This is a genomic window from Kitasatospora sp. NPDC088264 (genome assembly GCF_040685715.1).
Lineage (GTDB): Bacteria > Actinomycetota > Actinomycetes > Streptomycetales > Streptomycetaceae > Kitasatospora.
In genome coordinates this window covers 101990-122885 of the sequence record NZ_JBFBIR010000005.1, presented here as the reverse complement: position 1 = coordinate 122885, position 20896 = coordinate 101990, and the positions used below count along the sequence as shown (strand labels likewise).

The following is a 20896-nucleotide window of genomic DNA, read 5'->3' as shown; positions in this document are numbered from 1 at the left end:
GCCGGCCGGCGGAACGGCTGACCGACGGCCGGGGACGGGCGTCGGTCAGCCGATCCACTCCTGTCGGCTGACCGGTGACCAGGGACGGACGCCGGTCAGCCGATCCACTCGTACATCCGCTCCCGGATCTGTTCCGGGGTCAGGCCCTCGCCGGCGGCGTGGGCGGCCTCGAACGCGGCGTCGCCCAGCTGGGCCCGCAGGTCGGTCGCCGCCCGGCCGCGCTCGACGCGGTCCAGGTAGCCGCCCTTCGGGCCGTTCAGCACGTGGTGCGCGCCGTGCAGCACGGTGGCCTGCCGGGCCCGCTCCAGGTCGCCGTCGCGCTCGGCGAAGGCGCGCAGCACCCCCACCACCGCGGGGACCACCATGACCGTCATCTGCTCGCCGAAGCCGCTCGTGCGCGACGTCTCGCGCAGCAGCGTCCGCCCCTCGCGCAGCATCGCGAGCCCCTCGTCCGGCAGGCCCGCCCGGGCGGTGATCCAGCCCCGGGTGGTGGTCAGCATCCCGGTCACGATCCCCGGGGCGAAGCTGCCGACGCTGGTCGCCTCCATCCGGTCCAGCTCGGCCAGCGCCTGCTCGTACTCGCCGCGCAGCATGTGGACGCCGCAGAGCGTGAGGCCGCCGAACAGCAGCGCGCCGGTGGAGGAGTGGTCCGCGCTGTGGTGGTCCAGCCCGGCCAGCGTCTCCCGGATGATCCGCTCGCCGCGCTCCATGTCCTGCTCCAGCAGGGCGGAGCCGAGGTTCACCCGCAGCATCGGCACCTCGTGCGGCGTCCCCAGCTCCTCGGCCAGCTCGATCGCCCGCTCGTACGCGACGGCGGCCGCCTCCGGATCGCCCCGGTTGGCCAGCGACTCGCCCTGGGCGGACAGGGCCTGGGAGACCCCCCAGAGGTTGCCGGCCTGCTCGAACAGTTCCAGGGAGCGCTGGCCGTCCAGGATTCCCTGGTCGGCCCCGCCCGGCCAGTCGTTCAGCATCTTGGCCCGGAGCTGCAGGATGAACGCGAGGTCGTTCGGCCCGCCGTGCTCCTCGCAGCCGCGGACGGCGTCGTCCAGCAGGCTCCTCATCATTTCCAGCCGGCCGGCCAGGAACGCCCCGAACACCCGTATCAGGCCCGGGAACCGGTAGGCCTGCGGCAGCTCCGGGGTGTAGGCCTCCAGCAGTTGCTCCGCGACGGCGATCGCCACCGGGTTGCCGAGCACGTCCAGGTTCCCCTCGAACATACCCATCAGCCGGTACATCGCGAGCAGTCGGCGGGCCTCCTCGACGACCCCTTCGGGCATCGGCAGGCCGTAGGAGAGCACGTCCCGCTCCAGCGGTACGGGCGGCTTCGGGCCGAACGGATCCGGCCCGAGCGCCGCGACGGCGTCGTACCAGCCGCGGGCCTCCATGCTGTAGCCGCGCAGCGACCAGTACCAGCTCATGCCGAGGGTGAGGACCAGCGACTGCTCCTCGTCCCCGAGGTCGATGGCGCGCCTCAGCGCGGCCCGGATGTTGTCCAGCTCGCGCTCCAGCACCGTCAGCCAGTGCAGCTGCTGGGGGCCGTGGATGTTCAGGAAGGCGGTGGCGGCGATGGTACGGAAGTGCGTCAGGTGGCGGGCCCCGGTCGCGTCGCGCTCCTCCTCGGACTCGGCGAGGCGCTCGGTCGCGTACTCGTGGATGGTCTCCAGCATCCGGTAGCGCGGCAGGCTGCCGTCGTCCAGGTCGGCCACCAGCAGGGACTTGTCGACCAGCGACAGCAGCAGGTCGGCGACCTCCCCGCCGACCACCTCGACGCCGTCGGCGCAGATCGCCTCGGCGTCCTCCAGCTGCCAGCCGCCGGCGAACACCGAGAGCCGGCGCAGCACCGCCCGTTCGCGCTTGCCCAGCAGGTCCCAGCTCCAGTCGACCACCGCGCGCAGGGTCTGCTGACGCGGCAGCAGGGTGCGGCTGCCCGCGGTGAGCAGGGCGAACCGGCCGTCCAGGCGGTCGGCGATCTGGCGCGCCGTCATCACCCGCAGCCGGGCGGCGGCGAGTTCGATGGCCAGCGGCAGGCCGTCCAGGCGGCGGCAGATCTCGGCGCAGGCCGCCGGGTCGGTGTCCGGGTCGAAGCCGGGTCGGGCGGCGGTGGCACGCTCGGTGAGCAGGCGCAGCGCCACCGGGTCGGGCAGCGGCTCGACCGGCAGCACGGTCTCGCCGGGCACGCCGAGCGGCTCCCGGCTGGTGGCGAGCACGGTCAGCTCGGGGCACTCGGTGAGCAGGATGTCGGCGAGGTCGGCGGCGGCCTGGATCAGGTGCTCGCAGTTGTCCAGGACGAGCAGCATCCGGCGGTGGCCGCAGTGCTCGACCAGCCGGCGCACCGGGTCCTCGGCGCGCTTCTCGATCACCTCGGCGACCATGCCGCCGCTGTGCAGCACGATCTCGCGCAGGCCGAGCGCGGAGACCACGGCGGCGGGCACCGCGTCCGGGGTCTCCAGCGGGGCGAGTTCGGCCACCCAGACGCCGTCCGGCCAGTGCCCGGCGGACTGCTCGGCGCGGCCGGCCTCGATCGAGAGCCTGGTCTTGCCGGAGCCACCGGGGCCGGTCAGGGTGACCATCCGATGCTCCGTCAACGTCCCGCGCAGTGCGGCGAGATCGCCCTCACGGCCGACGAAGCTGGTCAGCCGGCCGCGCAGGTTGCCGCCGACGCGCGGGAGTTGGGGCGCTCCGGACCGCCCGGCGGCCGGCGGGGTCGGCGGGGCCGGCGGGGCCGGTATGGACTCCGGCGCGGGCGTGGTCGGCGCGGCGGCGGGCGCCGGTTCGACCTCGGCCGGGGTCAGCAACGTGGCGTACAGGGACTGGAGTTGGCGCCCCGGGTCGACGCCGAGCTCCTCGGCGAGGGCACGCCTGGTCCGCTCGTAGTGGCGCAGCGCCTCGGCGGTGCGACCGCTCTCGTGCAGCGCCCGGATCATCAGCTGCTGCAACGGCTCGTCCAGCGGCTGCCGTTCGCAGAGCTCGGTGAGCTCGGCGACCAGTTCGGCGGCCCGGCCGAGCCCGAGCTCGGCGGTGATCCGGTGGCGGCGGGCCTCCTCGCGCTGGGTCTCCAGCCGGGCGGCCGGGCCGCCGCGGTCCGGCAGGTCGGCCAGGGCGGGGCCGCGCCACAGCGCCAGGGCGGCGCGCAGCCGCTCGGCGGCGAGCGCGTGGTCCCCGGTGTCCAGGGCGCGGCGGCCTTCGGCGCCGAGCCGCTGGAACTCGGCGAGGTCGGTGGCCGGGTCGGTCAGCCAGTACCCGGCCGGGCCGGAGCCGATCTCGTCCCGGCCGACGGTCCGGCGCAGCCGGCCGACCAGGGTCTGGAGCGCGGCGGAGGAGTCCTGGGGCGGCTCGGCCTCCCACACCTCGTCCACCAGCAGGTCGGCGGGCACCGGACGGCCCTGCCGGAGGGCGAGCGCGGTGAGCAGTGCCCGCAGCCGGGCGCCGCCTAGCGGCACCGGGGTGCCGTCGTCGTGGTGGGCCGTCGTGGTCCCGAGGATGCCGTAGTACACCGGTCCATTCTGGTCGATGGGCGGCGATCGGGGCGCACAATTGTCCAGGGGCCCCTCACCGGCGGCGGAACCCGGACGGGGCCCTCGGACGTTCACCCGGGACGGCTTGTCCGGTCACCGGCCCGCCCGGCATGATCGATCCCCTGCCCGCTTTTCCTCGGACACCCGGAGCACCCACACCATGACCTTCGCCGCCACGCAGCGCTCACGCAGCGAGGACCGCCGGATCAGCCCGGTGTTCTGGGTGCTCCTCGCCGTCCTCGCCACCTCCGGCTGGGCGGTGTACTCGGGCTACGGGAACGCCGCGTTCGGGGTGTTCCTGTTCGTGGTGGCGGGCTGGATGGTCTCGCTGTGCCTGCACGAGTACGCGCACGCGCGCACCGCCCTGCACGGTGGCGACATCAGCGTCGGCGCCAAGGGCTACCTCACGCTCAACCCGCTGAAGTACACCAACGTGCTGCTCAGCTTCGTGCTGCCGATCGTGTTCGTGATCCTGGGCGGCATCGGCCTGCCCGGCGGCTCGGTCTGGATCGAGCGGGACCGGATCCGGGGCCGGCTCAAGCACAGCCTGATCTCGGCGGCCGGGCCGCTGGTGAACGTGGTGTGCGCGGCCCTGCTGCTGATCCCGATCGGCGCCGGCTGGCTGGACGACCCGACGGTGCACGCGGTCTGGAACGGCTACGAGCTGAACGTCTCGCCGTTCGCGGGCGCGCTCGGCTTCCTCGGCCTGCTCCAGCTCAGCGCCGCCCTGCTGAACCTGCTGCCGGTGCCCGGGCTGGACGGCTACGGGATCGTCGAGCCCTGGCTGTCGTACAAGACCCGGCGCGCGGTCGAGCCGTTCGCGCCGTACGGGCTGCTGGCCGTGTTCGCGCTGCTGTGGCAGCCCTCGGTGAACTCGTTCTTCTTCGGGGTCATCCACGACCTGATGAGCCTGTTCGGCGTGGACCAGGACTACGCGACGCTCGGCCGGTACCTGTTCAGCTTCTGGAAGAACTAGCCGACTAGCCCTGCTCGGCTGCCGCGGCGGCGGCCGTGGCCTCGGCGATCTTCGCGCGGCGGCGGTTCATCCAGAGCACGTTGCTCGCCACACCGGCCATCGGGAGCCAGATCAGGCCCAGCCAGAAGCCCTGGGTCAGCGAGACCACGGCGGCCGCCAGCGCGAGGACGACGACGATCAGGGCGAAGAGGGACGTGCGGGGCATGGCGGGAGGCTCCTAGGGCCGGGTGCGGTCGGCCGGGTTGCGGCCGCACCCATTGTCGCCGACCTCACCTCCGGAGCTGGTCCAGGGGTGAGGCCGACACGGCTCCACCGGATCTCAGACGTCCGTCACCCGCAGGCCCGCGTGGGCCTTGTAGCGGCGGTTGACCGAGATCAGGTTGGCCACCAGCGACTCCACCTGGTGCGCGTTGCGCAACCGGCCCGCGAAGATCCCCCGCATGCCGGGGATCCGGCCGGCCAGCGCCTGCACGATGTCGGTGGCGGCCCGCTCCTCGCCGAGCACCATGACGTCGGTGTCGATCTGCTCCACCGACTCGTCCTGGAGCAGCACCGCCGAGAGGTGGTGGAAGGCGGCGGTGACCCGGGAGTCCGGCAGCAGCGCGGCGGCCTGCTGGGCGGCGCTGCCCTCCTCCGGCTTCAGCGCGTACGCACCCTGCTTGTCGAAGCCGAGCGGGTTGACGCAGTCGACCACGATCTTGCCGGCCAGTTCCTCGCGCAGCGCGGTCAGGATCGAGGCGTGCCCGTCCCAGGGCACCGCGACGATCACCACGTCGCTCTCCCGGGCGGTGGTGGCGTTGTCGGCGCCACGCACGCCGAGGCCCAGTTCGGCGGCGGAGGCCTCGGCCCGGGCCGCGTCGCGCGAGCCGATGATCACCTGCTGGCCGGCCTTGGCCAGTCGCAGGGCCAGGCCGCGCCCCTGGTCGCCGGTGCCGCCGAGGACACCGATCACCAGCTGTGAGACGTCCGGCAGTTCGTGGGCCGGGTTTGTCGCTGAATCGAGGGAAGTCATGGGCCGATCCTGTCAAACCCCCGGCCGGACGCGACATTCTGGGCCGCATGGACGCGGTGAGAGTTTCGGCACTCCGGCAGCACCTGGCGGGCACCGGCTGGCTGGAGGCGGTCGGCGGCTTCGCCGGGTCGCTGCGGCGCTCGGTGTCGCGGCGCGGGGCCGGCGGACTGCTGCTGATCGGAACCGAGGCGTACGAGCCCTGGCATCTGGCCGCGCACCTGGCCGACGAGGCCGCCTGGTCGGCCGTCCCCCGACTGGCGCCCACCCTGCTGCGGCACGCTCCGCCGGTCGGCGCCCCGGCGCACCTCGCGCACGGCCTGAGTCGGCTCACCGGGGCCGGGCGCGGCGCCACCGTCCTGGTGGTGGCGCCGGAGACGGCCGGCGCGCCGCTGCTGGAACGGGTGCAGGACGCCCGCCGGCACGGCGCGACCGTGCTTGCGCTGGACGGCGCCGCCCCCGCCGAGCCGGGCGACCTCGGCGGGCTCGCGCACGAGCGGCTCGCCGTCGGCACCGCCGACGAGGAGCCCTTCGACCTCGCCCAGCACCTGGTCAGCGCCGCCGCCGGGCGGCCCCCGGCCCGCCGCACCGCGCTGGACCGGCTCGCCGAACTCGCCGGCCGGCTGACCGCACCGCCCGCGATCAGCCGCTGGTAGCCCGGGCCCGACCCGGCCGTTGTCAGCGAGGTGTCGGGCTGACGGTCGTGTGTCGGGCTGAAAAACCCTTTGCGAACCCGGCAGCCCGCGTTCGAGGATGCTGGTTCGTGAACGACGACGAACCCCCGCATCCCCCTGGCACCTCCGGACGGTTGCGCACGCTGCTGCGCTCGCTCGCGCCCGACCTCTCGCCCTGGCGCGCCTCCCGCGACTTCCGCTTCCTCTGGCTCTCCGGCTGCGTCACCAGCTTCGGCAGCTACCTGACCTACGTCGCCGTGCCGATGCAGATCAAGGAGCTGACCGGCTCCTCCTTCGCGGTCGGCCTGATCGGCGCCTTCGAGCTCGTCCCGCTGATCGTCTTCGGCCTGTGGGGCGGCGCCCTCGCCGACGCCCTGGACCGCCGGAAGCTGGTGCTGCGGGCCGAGGCCGGGCTGGGTCTGCTCGCCGGCCTGCTGCTGCTCAACGCGCTGCTGCCGTCCCCGCTGCTCTGGCCGATCTACCTGGTCGCCGCGCTGGTCGCGGCCTGCGACGGGTTGCAGCGCCCGGCCCTGGACTCGCTCACCCCGCGGATCGTCCCGCACCAGCACCTGACCGCCGCGTTCGCCCTCAACTCCCTGTACCGCAACGCCGCTTCGGTGGCCGGGCCGGCGCTGGCCGGCGTCGTGGTGGCGTTCTCCGGGGTGGGGACGGCGTACGCGCTGGACGTGCTCACCTTCGCCGCATCGCTGCTGCTGCTCGTCCGGATCCGGGCGGTGCCGCCGGCCACCGGCGCCGAGCGGCCGTCGGTGCGGGCGGTGCTCACCGGCGTCCGGTACGCGTGGAGCCGCAAGGACCTGCTCGGCACCTACACGATCGACCTCTGCGCGATGCTGTTCGCCTTCCCGGTGGCCGTCTTCCCCTTCCTGGCCTCCGAGTTGGGCGCGGACTGGGCGCTCGGCCCGATGTACGCGGCCTCCGCGGCCGGCGCCCTGCTGGTCGGGGCGACCAGCGGCTGGACGTCCCGGATCCACCGGCACGGCCGGCTGCTGGTGGTCGCCGCCGTCGGCTGGGGCGCGGCCATGGCCCTGGCCGGCCTGTCCGGGAGCATCTGGCTGGTGCTGCTCGGCCTGGCGCTGGCCGGCGGCGCCGACGAGATCAGCGGGCTGGCCCGCTCGACCATGTGGAACCAGTCCATCCCGGACGAGGTGCGCGGCCGGATGGCCGGCGTCGAACTGCTCAGCTACTCCGTCGGCCCCCAGCTCGGCCAGGTCCGGGCCGGCACCATGGCCGGGCTGGTCGGCGTCCGCGCCGCCGTCTGGAGCGGCGGCCTGATCTGCGTCGTCGCCGTCCTCGCGGTGGCCGCCGCGCTGCCCAAGCTGCTCGCCTACGACGACCGCACCGACCCGCACACCGCCGCCGTCCGCGCCGGGCACGAGCGCGCGGAGCGCGAGCGGGAGCAGCAGCGGGAGCGGGAGGCCGCCGCGGCGACGGACTGACGGCGGCCGGCCGGCCGGCGGCGACGGCTTGACGGCAGAAGCCGTCCGCCGGACGCCGCCCCGGCCGCTACTCGCCGCCGCCGTCCTTCGGCGTGTCGTTCCAGCGCTCGTCCCCCTGCCGCCACTCCCGGTTGCGCTCGTCGGCGAGTTGCAGGGCGTGCGAGGCCTCCTCCGGGCTGTCGTACGGGCCGAGGCGGTCCTTGGCGGGGCACTCCGGCCCCTCCTCGACCTTGCCGTGCTTGATGCAGTAGAACCACTCGCCGGGCTTGCCGGTCGGCTTGCGGTGGAATCCCAGGGGCATGGTGCCCTCCCGTCGAAGCGATGGGGTCGTACCGATCATTCCCCGGCCGGGGCCGCCGCGCACACCGCCCGGGCGCGCCGGGGGCGGCCGATAGACTCGCGGCCATGGCTCTCGTACCCGGCATCCAGTCCCCCACCCGCAAGGTCCCGGCGCACATCGCGCGCCCCGAGTACGTCGGGCGGCCCGCCCCGACGCCGTACACCGGGCCCGAGGTGCAGACCGCCGAGACGATCGAGAAGATGCGGATCGCGAGCCGGATCGCCGCCCAGGCGATGGCGGAGGCCGCCAAGCTGATCGCCCCCGGCGTCACCACCGACGCGCTGGACGCCGTCGCCCACACCTACATGTGCGACCACGACGCGTACCCGTCCGACCTCGGCTACCGCGGCTTCCCCAAGTCGGTCTGCACCTCGATCAACGAGGTGATCTGCCACGGCATCCCGGACTCGACCGTGCTCCAGGACGGCGACATCGTCAACATCGACGCCACCGCGTACATCCACGGAGTGCACGGCGACCTCAACGCCACCTACCTGGTCGGCGACGTCGACGAGGAGTCCCGGCTGCTGGTCGAGCGGACCCGCGAATCCCTCAACCGGGCGATCAAGGCCGTCAAGCCCGGCCGTCAGATCAACGTGATCGGGCGGGTCATCGAGTCCTACGCCAAGCGCTTCGACTACGGCGTGGTGCGGGACTTCACCGGGCACGGCATCAACACGTCGTTCCACTCCGGCCTGATCATCCCGCACTACGACAGCGAGCGGGCCACCGAGGTGATCAAGCCGGGGATGACCTTCACCATCGAGCCGATGCTCACCCTGGGCACCTACGACTACGAGATCTGGCCGGACGGCTGGACGGTCGTCACCAAGGACCGCAAGCGCACCGCCCAGTTCGAGCACACCCTGGTGGTCACGGCGGACGGCGCGGAGGTCCTCACCCTGCCGTGACCCCCGGCCGGGCGCCGGTTCAGCCGATGAGCCACTGCTCCTCGGCGACGGCGCCCACCTCGGTGCAGGCGTCGGTGAGCACGTCCAGGACGCGCAGCGGGTCCGGCAGCGGCTGCTCGGGCCCGCGCAGCCACCGCACCTGCGAGCCGTCCGGCAGCGCGGCCGGCGGCAGCAGGGTGTACGAGCCGCGGCAGTGCCAGCGCAGGCCGGGGTGCTCGGACATGGTGTCCGGGGTGGAGTCGAGGACGCTCGGCCACCACTCGTCCTCGTCCTGCGGGGTGCCCCGGGTGGCGGTGAAGAACAGGTAGCGGTCCTCGCCGACGGCGGCGACCGGGCCCTCGACGCCCCGCTCGGTCAGCCGCTCCAGAGCCAGCCGGCCGGCCTCGACCGGGACGTCCAGGACGTCGTGGGCGCGGCCGGTGGCGGTGATGAAGTTGGTCTGCGGATCGCGGGCGAGCCAGCGGGCGAGCTGCTCGGGGTCGGTCGTGGCCTGGGTCTGCCAGGCGAAGGAGACCGGGTGCTGGGCGGGCGCCGGACAGGCCACCCGGTCGCAGGAGCAGCGGTAGCCGGCCGGATGCGCGGCCGGCGCGAGCGGGAATCCGGCGCGCACCGCGCCGAGCAGCTGATCGAGCCGGGCGGCGGGGCCGTCCACCTCACCCGACCTGGCCCGCTGACGCTCACGCTTCTGCCACCAGGTCGTCCACCTGCCGCCGGCTTCCATCGGGCCCCTTCCGCGCACTGCCGTACCTGGTGCGGCACAGCGTTCGACGTACCACTCCGACGCAACGCACAGCGCCCCCCGCTGCTTCCCGGGACGGTGCTCGGCCCTGCTGTCCACGCCCTGCCGACCGGGAACCGGGGTCACCGGAGGGCCGACGCCCGGGTCACGGTACGCAGTCGCGGCAGCACGCTGTCCGCGCCAGGTCGGCCGGAGGGCGCGCGGATCCGCGCCCCGCCCGGCCCGTACGGGGCCCGCTGACCCGGGTGAACCCCGGGGGCGTAACAGGAAGGATAAGGGTGCGCGGGGGCTCCGGATGACCGGGGGCGGTGCCTCTCCGGTCACACTCCCCGCACCCGGCCGGAGGGCTCGGGCGGGTGCGCCGGTCACCCGTGCGGAGGTGAGACCCTGGTGGGGTGAAGAGCGCGGACACCGAATTCGTCGGCGGCCCCCTGGACGGCCGCATCCTCCCCATCCCGCTGGGGCCGATGTTCGGCGTGCCGAAGACCTACAAGGTGCCGGTCCCCGCGCACGGCGACTCCCCCGCGCGCACACTGGTGTACGTCCGGTCCAAGCAGGTGCGGGGCATCAGCTGGCACTGGCGCTACGAGTTCGACGAGGCGGCCACCGCCCGCGCGTCCGGCTGACGGCCGCGCCGCCCGCACCGGCCGCCACCCCCAGCCTCCCCGGGAGGACGGCATGGCGAGAACGGCACGGCACCCCCGCAGCCGCCCCCAGGCGGTCGCGCACCACAACCGGCAGGTCGCCGGCGTCACCGGGGCGCTGCTGGTGGCGGTGTGCGTCTACACCGTGGTGATCGGCCCGAACGGCTGGCTCTGGTTCGGCTGGGCGGTGCTGCTGCTCGCCTGCGTGGCCCTGTTCACGGTCCACCCCTGAACAGCCGCACCGCCTGTGCCCAGCCCCCCACGGCGGTCAGTCCTCGTCGGCGAGGATCAGGTACAGCTTCTTGCGCGCCTCGGTGAGCACCACCAGGCCCTTGGCCCGCTGCGCCTCGGTGCCCGTCGCCATCACCTGGCGGATCGCCTGGTCGACCGCGGCCAGCGCCTGGCCGACCTCCTGGACGGCCTCCCAGTCGACCTCCCGGCCGGCCTCCGCCCACGGCTCGGCGGGCCCCGCCTCGGCCTCGGCCCGGCCCGCCTCGGTGAGCGATACCAGCCGCTTGCCGCCGACCTCCTCCGCGGTGATCAGGCCCTCCTCCTCCAGCAGTTGGAGGTTGGGGTAGATCGAGCCCGGGCTCGGCCGCCAGGCCCCACCCGTCCGCTCGGAGATCTCGGCGATCATCTCGTAGCCGTGCATCGGCCGCTCCTTGAGCAGCGCCAGCAGCGAGGCCCTGACGTCCCCGCGCCGCGCCCGGCCGCCGCGGCGCCCGTGCGGGCCGCCCCGGCGCCCGCCGTGCCCGCCGAAGCCGTGCCCGAACGGGCCGCCCATCGGCCGCCCGGGCCCACCGCCGCCGAACGGCGGCGGGCCGAAGCCGCCGAAGGCCTCCCGGCCCTCGAACTCCCGCCCTTCGAAGTCCGGCCCCGGCCCGCGGCGCCAGCCCCCGCGCGGACCCTCGCCGCTGAACCGCATTCCCGGATTTCCTCGGTTTCCTGAGCGCATGGCGCTCACCTCCTCGTTCACCGAGCCAGTCGAGTTACTGTCTCGATAGCTCGACGATATATCGGCGACTGTCGCTCGTCAACGGATTCCGACACGAACGGCGCATCGGCACCCAACCCCGCCGCCCAGGCCCCGTCCGCCCGCTACGGTGACGGGCATGGCCGGTGAACGAGACCTCGCGAAGCTGCTGCACGGGATGCGCCCGCTGCTCAACCCGGGGCGGTACGTCTACTGCACGCTGCCCGCCAAGGTGCCCGCGGGCATGCGGCCGGTGGTGACCGTCGCCGAACCCGAAGGGGTCACGGTCGTCGTCACCCAGGAGGAGGCCGACGCGCTCGGGCTGCGCTACGAGTACGTGGCGGCCTGGATCACCCTGCAGATCCACTCCGCCCTGGAGGCCGTCGGCCTCACCGCGGCCGTCGCCGGGCGCCTCGCCGAGGAGGGGATCAGCTGCAACGTGGTGGCCGGCTTCCACCACGACCACCTGTTCGTCACCGCCGACGACGCCGACCGCGCCGTCCGGGCCCTGGAGGAACTGGCCGCCCGGCCCGCCTGACGACGCCGTCGAGTGGCCGCCCCCGCAGGGCCCTCCGACACTGGGAACGGCTGCCCGGCCACCCGGCCGGCCCCCACCGGAAGGAGACGGCCGCCATGGCCACCTGCGTCACCTGCGGCAACGACTACTGGCTCGCCTTCGAGATCAAGACCATCACCGGCGACACCTACACCTTCGACAGCTTCGAGTGCGCGATGGAGAAGCTCGCGCCGCGCTGCGAGCAGTGCCAGGTCCGCATCGTCGGCCACGGCGTCGAAGTGGCCGGCCGCTTCTTCTGCTGCGCCAACTGCGCCCGCGTCAACGGCGGTCTCGGCGACCAGATCCGCGACGCCGTCGGCGCCCGCCCCGCGTAACGGCGGGCGAGCGGAACAGTCGGCCGGTACCCCCGGTTCCGTCTCCCCAGGTGCTCGCACGACTGGGGCGGCCTCACGAAAAAGGCCCCCTGACCTGCGTTTTCGCAGATCAGGGGGCCTCAGTCGAGCTGGGGCGGCGGAAGAGTCGGCCTGTACGCCGGGTTCTGTCTCCCGGGGTGCTCGCGCGGCCCGGGGAGGCGGCCATCCATCTAGGACTGCCGTTGCCGACAGCCTCGTGCGGTCTACCCGCGGACTCGGGCGAGCAGCCCTCGGTCATCCGCGCACGGCGCCCGAGGGCACCGATCTTGACCTTGCTCCAGGTGGGGTTTACCGAGCCGGCCGAGTCACCCCGGTCGCTGGTGGTCTCTTACACCACCGTTTCACCCTTACCCGCCGCCGAAGCGGTGGGCGGTCTGTTTTCTGTGGCACTGTCCCGCGGGTCACCCCGGGTGGGCGTTACCCACCACCCTGCTCTGTGGAGCCCGGACGTTCCTCGGCGGGTCAGGGACCCGTCGCGACCGCCCGGCCGGCTCTTCCGCCGTAGTGGTCATCGTAGCCGCTCGGGTGGGGCCTCCCGCACACCGGAGCGGACCGCGGGCGGCTCGCCGCCGAGGCGGGCGGCCACCCGGACGGCGGTCGCGGTCGCCCACGGGGTGGTGGTGGCCAGGCCGAGGAGGAGGATCGCGCCGCCCAGGCCCACCAGGATCCACCAGCCGGCGTGGCTGGCCGGGGCGAAGCCCGTCGCCACCGGGCCGACCACGGCCGAGGTGACGACCGTGCCGATCACCGCCACCCCCAGCGACTGGCCGATCTGGCGGCTCGTCGAGGCGACCGCCGCGGCCACCCCCGCCTGGGCGCGCGGCATGCCGGAGACTGCCGCGTTGGTGATCGGCGCGTTGACCATGCCGAAGCCGAAGCCGAACAGCGCGTACGCCGCCAGCAGCAGCGCCGCCGGGGAGTCGGCGGCCAGCCTGGTCAGCAGCAGCCCGCTCGCGACCAGGCCCAGCCCGGCCGCGACCAGCGGCCCGCGCGGGCCCCGGCTGCCGACGATCCGGCCGGACAGCGGCGCGCAGACCAGCATCATCGCGGCCATCGGCAGCGTCCACAGGCCCGCCTCGAACGGGTCGTAGTGCCGGACGTTCTGCAGGTAGAGCGTGTTGAGGAAGAGGAAGCCGCCCAGGGCCGAGAAGGCGCAGACCGCGGTGACGGTGGCGCCGGTGAACGGCGCGCTGGCGAAGAACCGCGGGTCCACCAGCGGTTCGGCCACCCTCCGCTCCCACAGCGGGAAGGCGACCAGCGCGGCCACGGCGACGGCCACCAGGCCGAGGATCAGCGGGGACGTCCAGCCGCTGCCCGGGCCCTCGATGATGGCCGCGGTGCCGCACCCCAGCAGGACGATCATCAGCAGCTGCCCGACCGGGTCCAGCCGGCGCGGCCGGGGCGAGCGCGACTCCGGGACGTAACGGGCGGTCAGGAGCATCGCGACCACGGCGACCGGAACGTTGATCAGGAAGATCGACGGCCAGCCCGCGCCCTCCACCAGGAAGCCGCCCAGCAGCGGGCCGAGAGCCATCGAGATGCCGACCACGCCGCCCCAGACGCCGATCGCCCGGGCCCGCTCCTTCGGGTCGGTGAAGGTGTTGGTGATGATCGACATCGCCACCGGGTTCAGCATCGAACCGCCGACCGCCTGCAACGCCCGGAACGCCACCAGCCACTCCAGGCTCGGCGCCAGACTGCACAGCAGCGAGCCGAGCGCGAAGCACAGCAGCCCGGTCTGGAACACCCGGCGGCGGCCGAAGCGGTCGGCCACCGAGCCGAACAGCATCAGCAGCGAGGCCAGGACCAGGGTGTAGGCGTCGATGATCCACTGCAGCCCGGACGCCGGGGCGTCCAGGTCCCGCTGGATCGCCGGCAGGGCGATGTTCACCACGGTGTTGTCCAGGCCGACGATGAACAGGCTCAGGCAGCAGATCGCCAGGACGAGCAGTCGGCGGCGGCGCCCCGGGGCGCCGGAGGGCTGGGCTTCGGGCACGGGACCGATCCTCCCACCTGGACGGTGCCCGGGGGCCATGTGACGGACCGTCCGGGTGGCGGCGCCGGGGGGAGCGCCGGGGGCGCGTGGAAGCCCGGGGGTCAGACGGCGGCGAAGCGGACGGTGCGGGTGACCGGGTCGGCCTGCGTCAGCCGGACCCGGATCAGCCCGCCGAGCGGCAGCACCACCCCGGGATCGGCGCCGTCGCAGCGGGCCCGGACGGCGGGCCGGCGCAGCTGCACGGTGCCGGCCGCGGGCCGCCGCTCGTCCACGTCGATCACCACGGCGGTGAAGTCCTCGCCCTCCCGGCCGGCCAGCAGCTCCGCCTCCACCAGGTCCACGCAGGCCCGCTCGACCTCGGCCGCGCGGCGGTCCCCGCTCGCCATCAGGCCCGGCACGGCGGGCAGCGCCTCGCGCGCCCAGTCCGGCACCTCCTCCCCCGCCGCCACCGCCGCGCACACCTCCTGCGCGAAGCGGTCGCCGAGCCGGCGCAGCGGCGCGGTGCAGTGCGCGTACGGCGCGGCGAGCGCGGCGTGGCCCGGGTCGGCCGGGGCGGGCAGGCCCCGGGACTCGTCGAAGGCGTGGTAGCCGGCGCCGCGCAGCAGGCCGGTGCACGCGTTGAGGAAGGCGGCGTCCATCGGCGCGTCCGGGTCCAGGGAGCGGATCAGCTCCGGGTACGGGAGCGTCCGCGGCCAGTCCACGTCCAGCGCGGAGGCGATCCGGCGCAGCCGCTCGTACGCGGCGGCGGGCGCGGCGGGCAGGGTGCGCAGCAGGCCGACGCCCGCGTCGAGCATCAGGTCGGCCGCGGCCAGGCCGGTGAGCAGCGAGATCTGCGCGTTCCAGCCGTCGGCGGGGCCGGGCGCGCGGTAGCCGAGGACGTAGCCGTGCAGGGTCTCCTCGACCTCCTGCTCGGGCACCGGGAGGCTGATCCCGCCCCGCGCGCGCTCCTGCTCCTCGCGCAGCCGGCCGACGGTGGCGAGCAGGGCGAGCTGCTCGTCGGCGCCGCCGAGGTCCACCGCGCGCTGGACGGCCGCGTAGTCGAGGCGGCGGTGCGAGCGGACCAGGGCGCGGCGCAGGTCGGCGAGCACCACGGCGCCGTCGGCGTCCAGGTCCAGCTGCCAGAGCAGGGCGGGCCGGGGCTCGCCGGGCAGCAGGCTGGCGGCGTCCTCGGAGATCCGGGTGGGGTGCAGCGGGACGCGGTGGTCCGGGAAGTACAGGGTCTCGACCCGGCGGCGGGCCTCGGCGTCGATGGCGCCGCCCGGGCGGACGAAGGCGGCGACGTCCGCGATGGCGTAGTACACCCGGTAGCCGCCGCCGGGGCGGTGGAGCAGGTGCATGGCCTGGTCGAGGTCGCGCGAGCCGGGCGGGTCGACGGTGAACAGCGGCAGGTCGGTGGCGTCGTGCTCGGGCAGCCGGGGGCGCTCGGCCGCTTCCTCCGCCTCGGCCAGCACCGGCTCCGGCCACTCGGTGTGGATCTCCAGGCGGGCGCGGAGTTCGGTCAGTTCGGTGTTGATCCGGGCGGAGTCGGCGGCCTTGACGCGCAGTTTTCGGCGAGGCATGCAGGCAGCGTAGGGCGAATCGGGTGATTCCGGACGGATCACCCCGCCGGACGCGCCGGGCGGCCGGTGGCACTGGACTGCCGGTGCTGTTGGGCTCAGCGCCCCAGCAGCGACTTCAGGTCCTTGCCCGCGAGCACGACGGCGTCGTCGTAGCCGCCGGTGGCCAGCCGGAGCATGAAGGCCACCGCGTCGTCCGGGTGCGGGTCGGTGTACGGCTCGCCGTTGTAGTCCAGGAACAGCAGCATCGCCTCGAAGGCGGTGCGCTTGTTCCGGTCGATCAGCGGGTGGTTGCGGGACAGGCTCTGGCCGAGGGCGGCGGCCTTGGTCCACGGGTCCGGGTAGGCGTCCCCGCCGAACAGGCTCGCCTGCGGGCGGGCGATCGCCGAGAGCAGGCCGCCGAGGTCCCGGATGTTCTCCGGGCCGCCGGCCAGGTAGGTGACGTCCTCCAGGTCCAGGTACTCGGTCACAGGTCCTTGAGCCTCTCCAGCGTCTCCGCGTTGGCGGCGCGGATCCGGGCCACCATGGCGGCCCGGCGCTCGGACCTGCTCTGCTGGCCGGGCCCCTGCTGATCGGACCTCTGCTGGCCGGGCTCCTGCGACTGCTCCGTGAGCGCGTCCGGCACCTCGGACTGGCGGACCTCGAAGGCCAGCTCGGCGGTGTCCGACCCGGCCGGGGCCTCGGTCACCCGCACCCGCCCGGCCATCACGGCCTCGGCGGCGGCCCGCACCGCGAACTCCAGGGCCTGCCGGGTCTCCGCCGGCAGGCCGGCGGGCAGGCGCACGGACAGGGACTCCTCCACGGCGTCGTCGTCGCCGGGCACCAGGTCCAGGGGTCGCAGGGTCATCTCGCTCACTCTCCTCGCTGCTCACCGTAGTGGCGAACGCCGGGCGGCCCCAGCGGATTTCCGTTCCCGGGCGGGGCCCGGGCGGGGTGGGGCACGGGTGTGAGCGCTCGTAGGGTGGGGTCGAGTGGTCGTTCACGAAGGGGGTTCGGGCGATGGGTGTGGTGAAGGCGACCGGGGCGGCGGTGTCCGGGGTGTTGGCGGCGACGGGGGCGCTGCACGCGGTGTGGGCGGTGACGCCGTGGCCGCTGCGGACGCCGGAGGAGTTCGCGGACACCGTGGTCGGCGCGGGCGACGGAGCGCCGTCCCCGGCGGCCTGCGTCGCGGTGGCGGGGCTGCTCGGGACGGCCGCGTACCTGGTGGGGGCGGAGGCCGGGGTGCTGCCGGCGGTGGGGCCGCGGCGGCTGCGGCGGGCCGGGGTGCGGGCGGTGGCCGGGGTGATGCTGGCGCGCGGCGCCGGCGGCCTGGTGCTGTTCGGGAGGGTCGTCGAGCGGTCGGAGCGGTTCAAGCGGCTGGACACCCGGTACTACTCGCCGCTCTGCCTGGCGCTCGCGGCCGGGGCGGCCGTGGTCGCGGGGGCCGGTGGCGCCGAGTAGCCGCGGCCGGACGGGCCGCCCGGGGCGGGCCGGTTTTGCGTAGGGTGGCGGGGTTCATCCGCCACAGAGTGTTGAGGAGTCCGCTGTGCTGGTGCTGTTGCCGCCTTCGGAGGGCAAGGCCGCGTCCGGGGACGGGGTGCCGGTGGCGCTCGACCGGCTGTCGCTGCCCGGGCTGACGGCCGCGCGCGGCGAGGTGCTGGACGCGCTGGTCGGCCTCTGCCGGGGTGACGAGGACACCGCCGCGGAGGTGCTGGGGCTCAGCCCCGGGCTGCGCGGCGAGATCGCCCGCAATGCCGGGCTGCCGGCGGCGGGTGCCCGTCCGGCGGGCGAGGTGTACACCGGGGTGCTGTTCGACAACCTGGGTCTGGCCACGCTGGACGCGGCCGCGTACGGCCGGGCCGAGCGGTCGCTGCTGGTCTTCTCCGGTCTGTGGGGAGCCGTGCGGATCTCCGACCGGATTCCGCCCTACCGCTGCTCGATGGGCGTGAAACTGCCCGGCCCGGGGGCGCTCGGCGCGTACTGGCGGGGCGCGATGGCGTCCGTGCTGCCGGAGGTGACGGACGGGCTGGTGCTGGACCTGCGCAGTTCGGCGTACGCGGCGGCGTGGAAGCCGGCCGGCGAGGTGGCCTCCCGGACGGCGACCGTCCGGGTGCTCCAGGAGCGCAACGGCAAGCGCACGGTCGTCAGCCACTTCAACAAGGCGACCAAGGGGCGCCTGGTGCGGGACCTGCTGGTCGCGGGGATCGAACCGAAGACGCCGGGCGAGCTGCTGGACGCGCTGCGGGGCCTGGGGCACCGGGTGGAGCTCGCCGCCGAAGGCACGGCGCGCAAGCCGTGGCAGCTGGACGTGGTGGTCACCGAGGTGCACTGAGCCCGGCTCCGGGGGGGCGCCCCCCCCCGGAGCCGGGCGTTCAGCCCCGGGCGTTCAGCGCAGGTGCGAGGTGTCGTTGAGCAGCCGCAGCGAGGCGTTGCCGTCCGCGTAGTACTGGACGGCGCAGAACGAGGCGGCGGACAGCTCCATCCGGTACAGCGCGTCCGGCGGGGCGCCGAGCGCCAGCCGGACCAGCGTCTTGATCGGGCTGACGTGGGAGACCACCAGCACCGTCCTGCCGGGGTGCCGGGCGATGATCTTGTCCCGGGCGACGCCGGCCCGGTGGGTGAGCGTGGTGAAGCTCTCCGTGCTGCCGGTGGGCTTGGCCTTCGCCGAGCCGAGCCAGGCCGCCAGGTCCTCCGGGTGGCGCTCCTGCACCTCGACGAAGGTCAGGCCCTCCCAGTCGCCGAAGTCGACCTCGCGCAGCCCGTCCTCGTACCGGACCTCCAGGCCGAGCCGGGCGGCGACGATCTCGGCGGTCTCCCGGGTGCGGCGCATCGGCGAGGCCACCACGGCCTGGATGCTGCCGCGGGCGGCCAGTTCCTCGGCGGCCCGCGCGGCCTGCCAGCGGCCCTTGTCGGACAGTTCCGGGTCGCTGCCGCCGCTGCCGGAGAAGCGCTTCTGCGGGGTCAGCGCGGTCTCGCCGTGGCGGAGCAGGACGAAGGTGGTCGGGGTGCCGAGGTCGGCGGGGGCGGCCCAGCCGGCCTTGGGGGCGGCGGTCTCCAGCGGCGGCTCGTCCACCACCGCGGCGGCCCGCGGCCGGGGCTCCCACTGGCGGCCGGCCTTGCCCGCGTCCATCGCCTCGTTGGCGAGCCGGTCGGCGTCCTTGTTCCGCTCGCGTGGGATCCAGGTGTACGTCACCCGGGCGCGCGGGAGGATCGTGCGGGCCTCGGCGGCGAGCGGCTGCATGTCGGGGTGCTTGATCTTCCAGCGCCCGGACATCTGCTCGACGACCAGCTTGGAGTCCATCCGGACGTCCACCGAGGCGTCCGGGTCGAGCTCCCGGGCCGCCTTGAGGCCGGCGATCAGGCCCTTGTACTCGGCCACGTTGTTGGTGGCGTGGCCGATGAACTCGGCGGCCTCGGCGATGATCTGCCCGGTGTCGCCGTCCCGGACCACCGCGCCGTAGCCGGCCGGCCCCGGGTTGCCCCGGGACCCGCCGTCCGCCTCGACGATGAAGCGAGCCGCCACCGGGTCAGGCGCCCGAATCGGCGGTGCGGACCAGGATCCGCGAGCAGTTCTCGCAGCGGACCACCTTGTCGGCCGGCTCGGCCTTGATGGCGTTGAACTCGGTGATGGAGAACTCGGTGCGGCAGCCCTCGCAGCGGCGCTGGTAGAGGCGGGCCGCGCCGACGCCGCCCTGCGTCTGGCGCAGCTTGGTGTAGACCTTCAGCAGGTCGGCGGGGACGACGGCGGCGACGGTCTCGCGGTCCCGCTTGACCTTGTCGGCCTCGGTGTCGATCTCGGCGAAGGCGGCGTCCCGGCGGGTCTCGGCCTCGGTGAGGACGACGGTGGAGTGCTGGAGGCGCGCGGTCAGCTCGGTGACCCGGGTCTGGGCGCTCTCCAGCCGCTCCATGACCTCCAGCACGATCTCCTCCAGGTCGCCCTGGCGCTTGGCCAGCGAACCGATCTCGTGCTGGAGGTTCTCCAGGTCCTTCGGCGAGGTGATCGCGCCGGAGTCCAGGCGCTGCTGGTTGCGGGCGGCCCGGGCGCGGACCTGCTCCACGTCCTGCTCGGCCTTGGTCAGCTCGCGCGTGGTGTCGCCCTGCTGGGCCTCGGCGGCGACCACCAGGTCCTTGAGCGCGGTGTGGTCGGCGGAGGCCTTCTCGATCTCGGCGTGCTCGGGCAGGCTCCGGCGCCGGTGGGCCAGCTGGTCGAGCTTCGAGTCGAAGGCCTGGAGGTCGAGCAGGCGGATCTGGTCGGCGGGCGCGGCGTTCAAGGGGAAGGCTCCTGTGAATCGGGTCAGGCGGTGAAGGACATGGGGGCGTGCGCGGTCCACGGGTCGGTGACCCGGTGGGAGACCTTGGTCTCCACGGCCCAGCCGCGCTGGTCGGCGGCGGCGTGCAGGGCCCGCTCGGCCAGGGCGAGCCAGGGCCACTCGGTGGCCCAGTGCGCGGCGTCGACCAGGGCGACCGGCGCCGCCTCGGCGGCCTCGGACGCGGGGTGGTGGCGCAGGTCGGCGGTGAGGTAGGCGTCCACCCCGGCCGCCCGCACCTCGGCGAAGAAGCTGTCGCCCGAGCCGCCGCACACCGCGACCCGGCTCACCAGCCGGTCCGGGTCGCCGGAGACCCGGACGCCCGTGGCGGTGGCCGGCAGGCCCTCGGCCACCTGCGCGGCGAAGGCCGACAGGGGCAGCGGGGGCTCCAGCAGGCCGATCCGGCCGGTGCCGCGGCGGCCCAGCGGGTCGGTCGGGTCCGGCACCAGCGGGCCGGTCACCCGCAGGCCCACGGCCTCGGCGAGCGCGTCCGAGACGCCGGGGTCGGCGTGATCAGCGTTGGTGTGCGCGACGTGCAGGGCGATGCCGTTGCTGATCAGCGTGTGCACCACCCGGCCCTTGAAGGTGGTCGCGGCGACGCTGGTGGTGCCGCGCAGATAGAGGGGGTGGTGGGTGACCACCAGGTCGGCGCCCCACTCGACGGCCTCGTCGACGACCGCCTGCACGGGGTCGACGGCGAACAGCACGCGGCCGACCTCGGCCTGGGGGTCTCCGCAGACCAGGCCGACGGCGTCCCAGGCCTCCGCCCACTGCGGCGGGTAGACCTCTTCGAGCGCGGTGATGACGTCGGACAGTTTCGGCACCTGTCGAGACTACCGTGCGCGCGGGGGCGGTCGGGCCTCGGCCGTTCGGCGACCTGGACGGCGGCG

23 protein-coding genes and 1 other RNA gene are annotated in these 20896 nt (G+C 74.5%); 10 read left to right on the top strand and 14 right to left on the bottom strand.

Going from position 1 to position 20896, the window contains the following annotated elements; translation table 11 throughout:
• Positions 1 to 95 precede the first annotated feature (95 nt).
• Positions 96 to 3494 carry a BTAD domain-containing putative transcriptional regulator gene (locus AB0O82_RS06725; RefSeq protein ID WP_363580862.1) on the bottom strand — a complete coding sequence of 1133 codons (3399 nt, stop codon included), beginning with the start codon at positions 3492 to 3494 and terminating at the stop codon, positions 96 to 98.
• 181 nt (positions 3495 to 3675) lie between these two features.
• Between AB0O82_RS06725 and AB0O82_RS06720 the strand changes: the two genes are divergently transcribed.
• On the top strand, positions 3676 to 4491 hold the full coding sequence (locus AB0O82_RS06720; RefSeq protein WP_363580861.1) for a site-2 protease family protein: 816 nt from the start codon (positions 3676 to 3678) through the stop codon (positions 4489 to 4491).
• Between the two features lie 4 nt (positions 4492 to 4495).
• On the opposite strand, the gene AB0O82_RS06715 is transcribed toward AB0O82_RS06720, so the two are convergent.
• Entirely contained in the window at positions 4496 to 4696 is a 201-nt protein-coding gene (locus AB0O82_RS06715; protein WP_363372195.1) for a hypothetical protein, read from the bottom strand.
• A gap of 114 nt (positions 4697 to 4810) precedes the next feature.
• Entirely contained in the window at positions 4811 to 5503 is a 693-nt protein-coding gene (npdG, locus tag AB0O82_RS06710; RefSeq protein ID WP_363580859.1) for an NADPH-dependent F420 reductase, read from the bottom strand.
• A gap of 47 nt (positions 5504 to 5550) precedes the next feature.
• On the opposite strand from npdG, the gene AB0O82_RS06705 reads away from it, so the two are divergent.
• A complete protein-coding gene (locus tag AB0O82_RS06705; protein ID WP_363580857.1) occupies positions 5551 to 6156 on the top strand; it encodes a hypothetical protein in 606 nt (201 codons plus the stop codon).
• A 107-nt stretch (positions 6157 to 6263) separates the two neighbouring features.
• Positions 6264 to 7631: an MFS transporter gene (locus tag AB0O82_RS06700; RefSeq protein ID WP_363580855.1), complete on the top strand. Its 1368-nt coding sequence runs from the start codon at positions 6264 to 6266 to the stop codon at positions 7629 to 7631.
• Between the two features lie 67 nt (positions 7632 to 7698).
• Here the strand turns inward: AB0O82_RS06700 and AB0O82_RS06695 are convergent, their stop codons facing one another.
• The gene (locus tag AB0O82_RS06695; RefSeq protein WP_363580853.1) at positions 7699 to 7932 is read right to left on the bottom strand and encodes a hypothetical protein; all 234 of its coding nucleotides are present in this window, start codon (positions 7930 to 7932) and stop codon (positions 7699 to 7701) included.
• Positions 7933 to 8036: 104 nt separating this feature from the next.
• Here AB0O82_RS06695 and map point away from each other — a divergent pair, with 104 nt between their 5' ends.
• Positions 8037 to 8882 (top strand): type I methionyl aminopeptidase, encoded by an 846-nt coding sequence (gene map, locus AB0O82_RS06690; RefSeq protein ID WP_063347361.1) that lies wholly within the window; start codon positions 8037 to 8039, stop codon positions 8880 to 8882.
• A gap of 19 nt (positions 8883 to 8901) precedes the next feature.
• On the opposite strand, the gene AB0O82_RS06685 is transcribed toward map, so the two are convergent.
• Positions 8902 to 9603: a bifunctional DNA primase/polymerase gene (locus tag AB0O82_RS06685; protein ID WP_363580851.1), complete on the bottom strand. Its 702-nt coding sequence runs from the start codon at positions 9601 to 9603 to the stop codon at positions 8902 to 8904.
• Positions 9604 to 10016: 413 nt separating this feature from the next.
• On the opposite strand from AB0O82_RS06685, the gene AB0O82_RS06680 reads away from it, so the two are divergent.
• Both AB0O82_RS06680 and AB0O82_RS06675 read left to right on the top strand, forming a co-directional pair.
• A complete protein-coding gene (locus tag AB0O82_RS06680; protein WP_063347363.1) occupies positions 10017 to 10247 on the top strand; it encodes a hypothetical protein in 231 nt (76 codons plus the stop codon).
• Positions 10248 to 10299: 52 nt separating this feature from the next.
• Positions 10300 to 10497 (top strand): hypothetical protein, encoded by a 198-nt coding sequence (locus tag AB0O82_RS06675; RefSeq protein ID WP_063347364.1) that lies wholly within the window; start codon positions 10300 to 10302, stop codon positions 10495 to 10497.
• A 36-nt stretch (positions 10498 to 10533) separates the two neighbouring features.
• Here the strand turns inward: AB0O82_RS06675 and AB0O82_RS06670 are convergent, their stop codons facing one another.
• Entirely contained in the window at positions 10534 to 11190 is a 657-nt protein-coding gene (locus AB0O82_RS06670) for a PadR family transcriptional regulator (RefSeq protein WP_363580849.1), read from the bottom strand.
• Positions 11191 to 11377: 187 nt separating this feature from the next.
• On the opposite strand from AB0O82_RS06670, the gene AB0O82_RS06665 reads away from it, so the two are divergent.
• Together AB0O82_RS06665 and AB0O82_RS06660 are read left to right on the top strand one after the other, a co-directional pair.
• Positions 11378 to 11776 (top strand): ACT domain-containing protein, encoded by a 399-nt coding sequence (locus tag AB0O82_RS06665; protein WP_363580847.1) that lies wholly within the window; start codon positions 11378 to 11380, stop codon positions 11774 to 11776.
• Positions 11777 to 11871: 95 nt separating this feature from the next.
• Positions 11872 to 12129: a hypothetical protein gene (locus AB0O82_RS06660; protein ID WP_063347367.1), complete on the top strand. Its 258-nt coding sequence runs from the start codon at positions 11872 to 11874 to the stop codon at positions 12127 to 12129.
• A gap of 137 nt (positions 12130 to 12266) precedes the next feature.
• Here AB0O82_RS06660 and rnpB read toward each other — a convergent pair.
• The 5 genes from rnpB to AB0O82_RS06635 all read right to left on the bottom strand — a co-directional run bounded on the left by rnpB (position 12267) and on the right by AB0O82_RS06635 (position 16567).
• Positions 12267 to 12663: RNase P RNA component class A (gene rnpB, locus AB0O82_RS06655), an RNA gene on the bottom strand.
• A 13-nt stretch (positions 12664 to 12676) separates the two neighbouring features.
• Positions 12677 to 14164: an MFS transporter gene (locus tag AB0O82_RS06650; protein WP_363580845.1), complete on the bottom strand. Its 1488-nt coding sequence runs from the start codon at positions 14162 to 14164 to the stop codon at positions 12677 to 12679.
• Positions 14165 to 14265: 101 nt separating this feature from the next.
• A complete protein-coding gene (locus AB0O82_RS06645) occupies positions 14266 to 15723 on the bottom strand; it encodes an RNB domain-containing ribonuclease (protein ID WP_363580843.1) in 1458 nt (485 codons plus the stop codon).
• 95 nt (positions 15724 to 15818) lie between these two features.
• A complete protein-coding gene (locus AB0O82_RS06640; RefSeq protein WP_063347370.1) occupies positions 15819 to 16190 on the bottom strand; it encodes a Fic family protein in 372 nt (123 codons plus the stop codon).
• On the bottom strand, positions 16187 to 16567 hold the full coding sequence (locus AB0O82_RS06635) for a hypothetical protein (protein ID WP_363580841.1): 381 nt from the start codon (positions 16565 to 16567) through the stop codon (positions 16187 to 16189). The genes AB0O82_RS06640 and AB0O82_RS06635 overlap by 4 nt, the downstream gene beginning before the upstream one ends.
• A gap of 152 nt (positions 16568 to 16719) precedes the next feature.
• Between AB0O82_RS06635 and AB0O82_RS06630 the strand changes: the two genes are divergently transcribed.
• Together AB0O82_RS06630 and yaaA are read left to right on the top strand one after the other, a co-directional pair.
• Entirely contained in the window at positions 16720 to 17160 is a 441-nt protein-coding gene (locus AB0O82_RS06630; RefSeq protein WP_363580839.1) for a DUF3995 domain-containing protein, read from the top strand.
• An 85-nt stretch (positions 17161 to 17245) separates the two neighbouring features.
• A complete protein-coding gene (gene yaaA, locus AB0O82_RS06625; protein WP_363580837.1) occupies positions 17246 to 18031 on the top strand; it encodes a peroxide stress protein YaaA in 786 nt (261 codons plus the stop codon).
• 54 nt (positions 18032 to 18085) lie between these two features.
• Here the strand turns inward: yaaA and AB0O82_RS06620 are convergent, their stop codons facing one another.
• Genes AB0O82_RS06620 through AB0O82_RS06610 form a run of 3 tightly spaced genes read right to left on the bottom strand, consistent with a single transcriptional unit; the run spans position 18086 to position 20830 of the window.
• A complete protein-coding gene (locus AB0O82_RS06620; RefSeq protein ID WP_363580835.1) occupies positions 18086 to 19222 on the bottom strand; it encodes a bifunctional RNase H/acid phosphatase in 1137 nt (378 codons plus the stop codon).
• 4 nt (positions 19223 to 19226) lie between these two features.
• Entirely contained in the window at positions 19227 to 19970 is a 744-nt protein-coding gene (locus tag AB0O82_RS06615; protein WP_363580833.1) for a C4-type zinc ribbon domain-containing protein, read from the bottom strand.
• 23 nt (positions 19971 to 19993) lie between these two features.
• On the bottom strand, positions 19994 to 20830 hold the full coding sequence (locus AB0O82_RS06610; RefSeq protein ID WP_350885034.1) for a Nif3-like dinuclear metal center hexameric protein: 837 nt from the start codon (positions 20828 to 20830) through the stop codon (positions 19994 to 19996).
• Between the last annotated feature and the right edge of the window lie 66 nt (positions 20831 to 20896).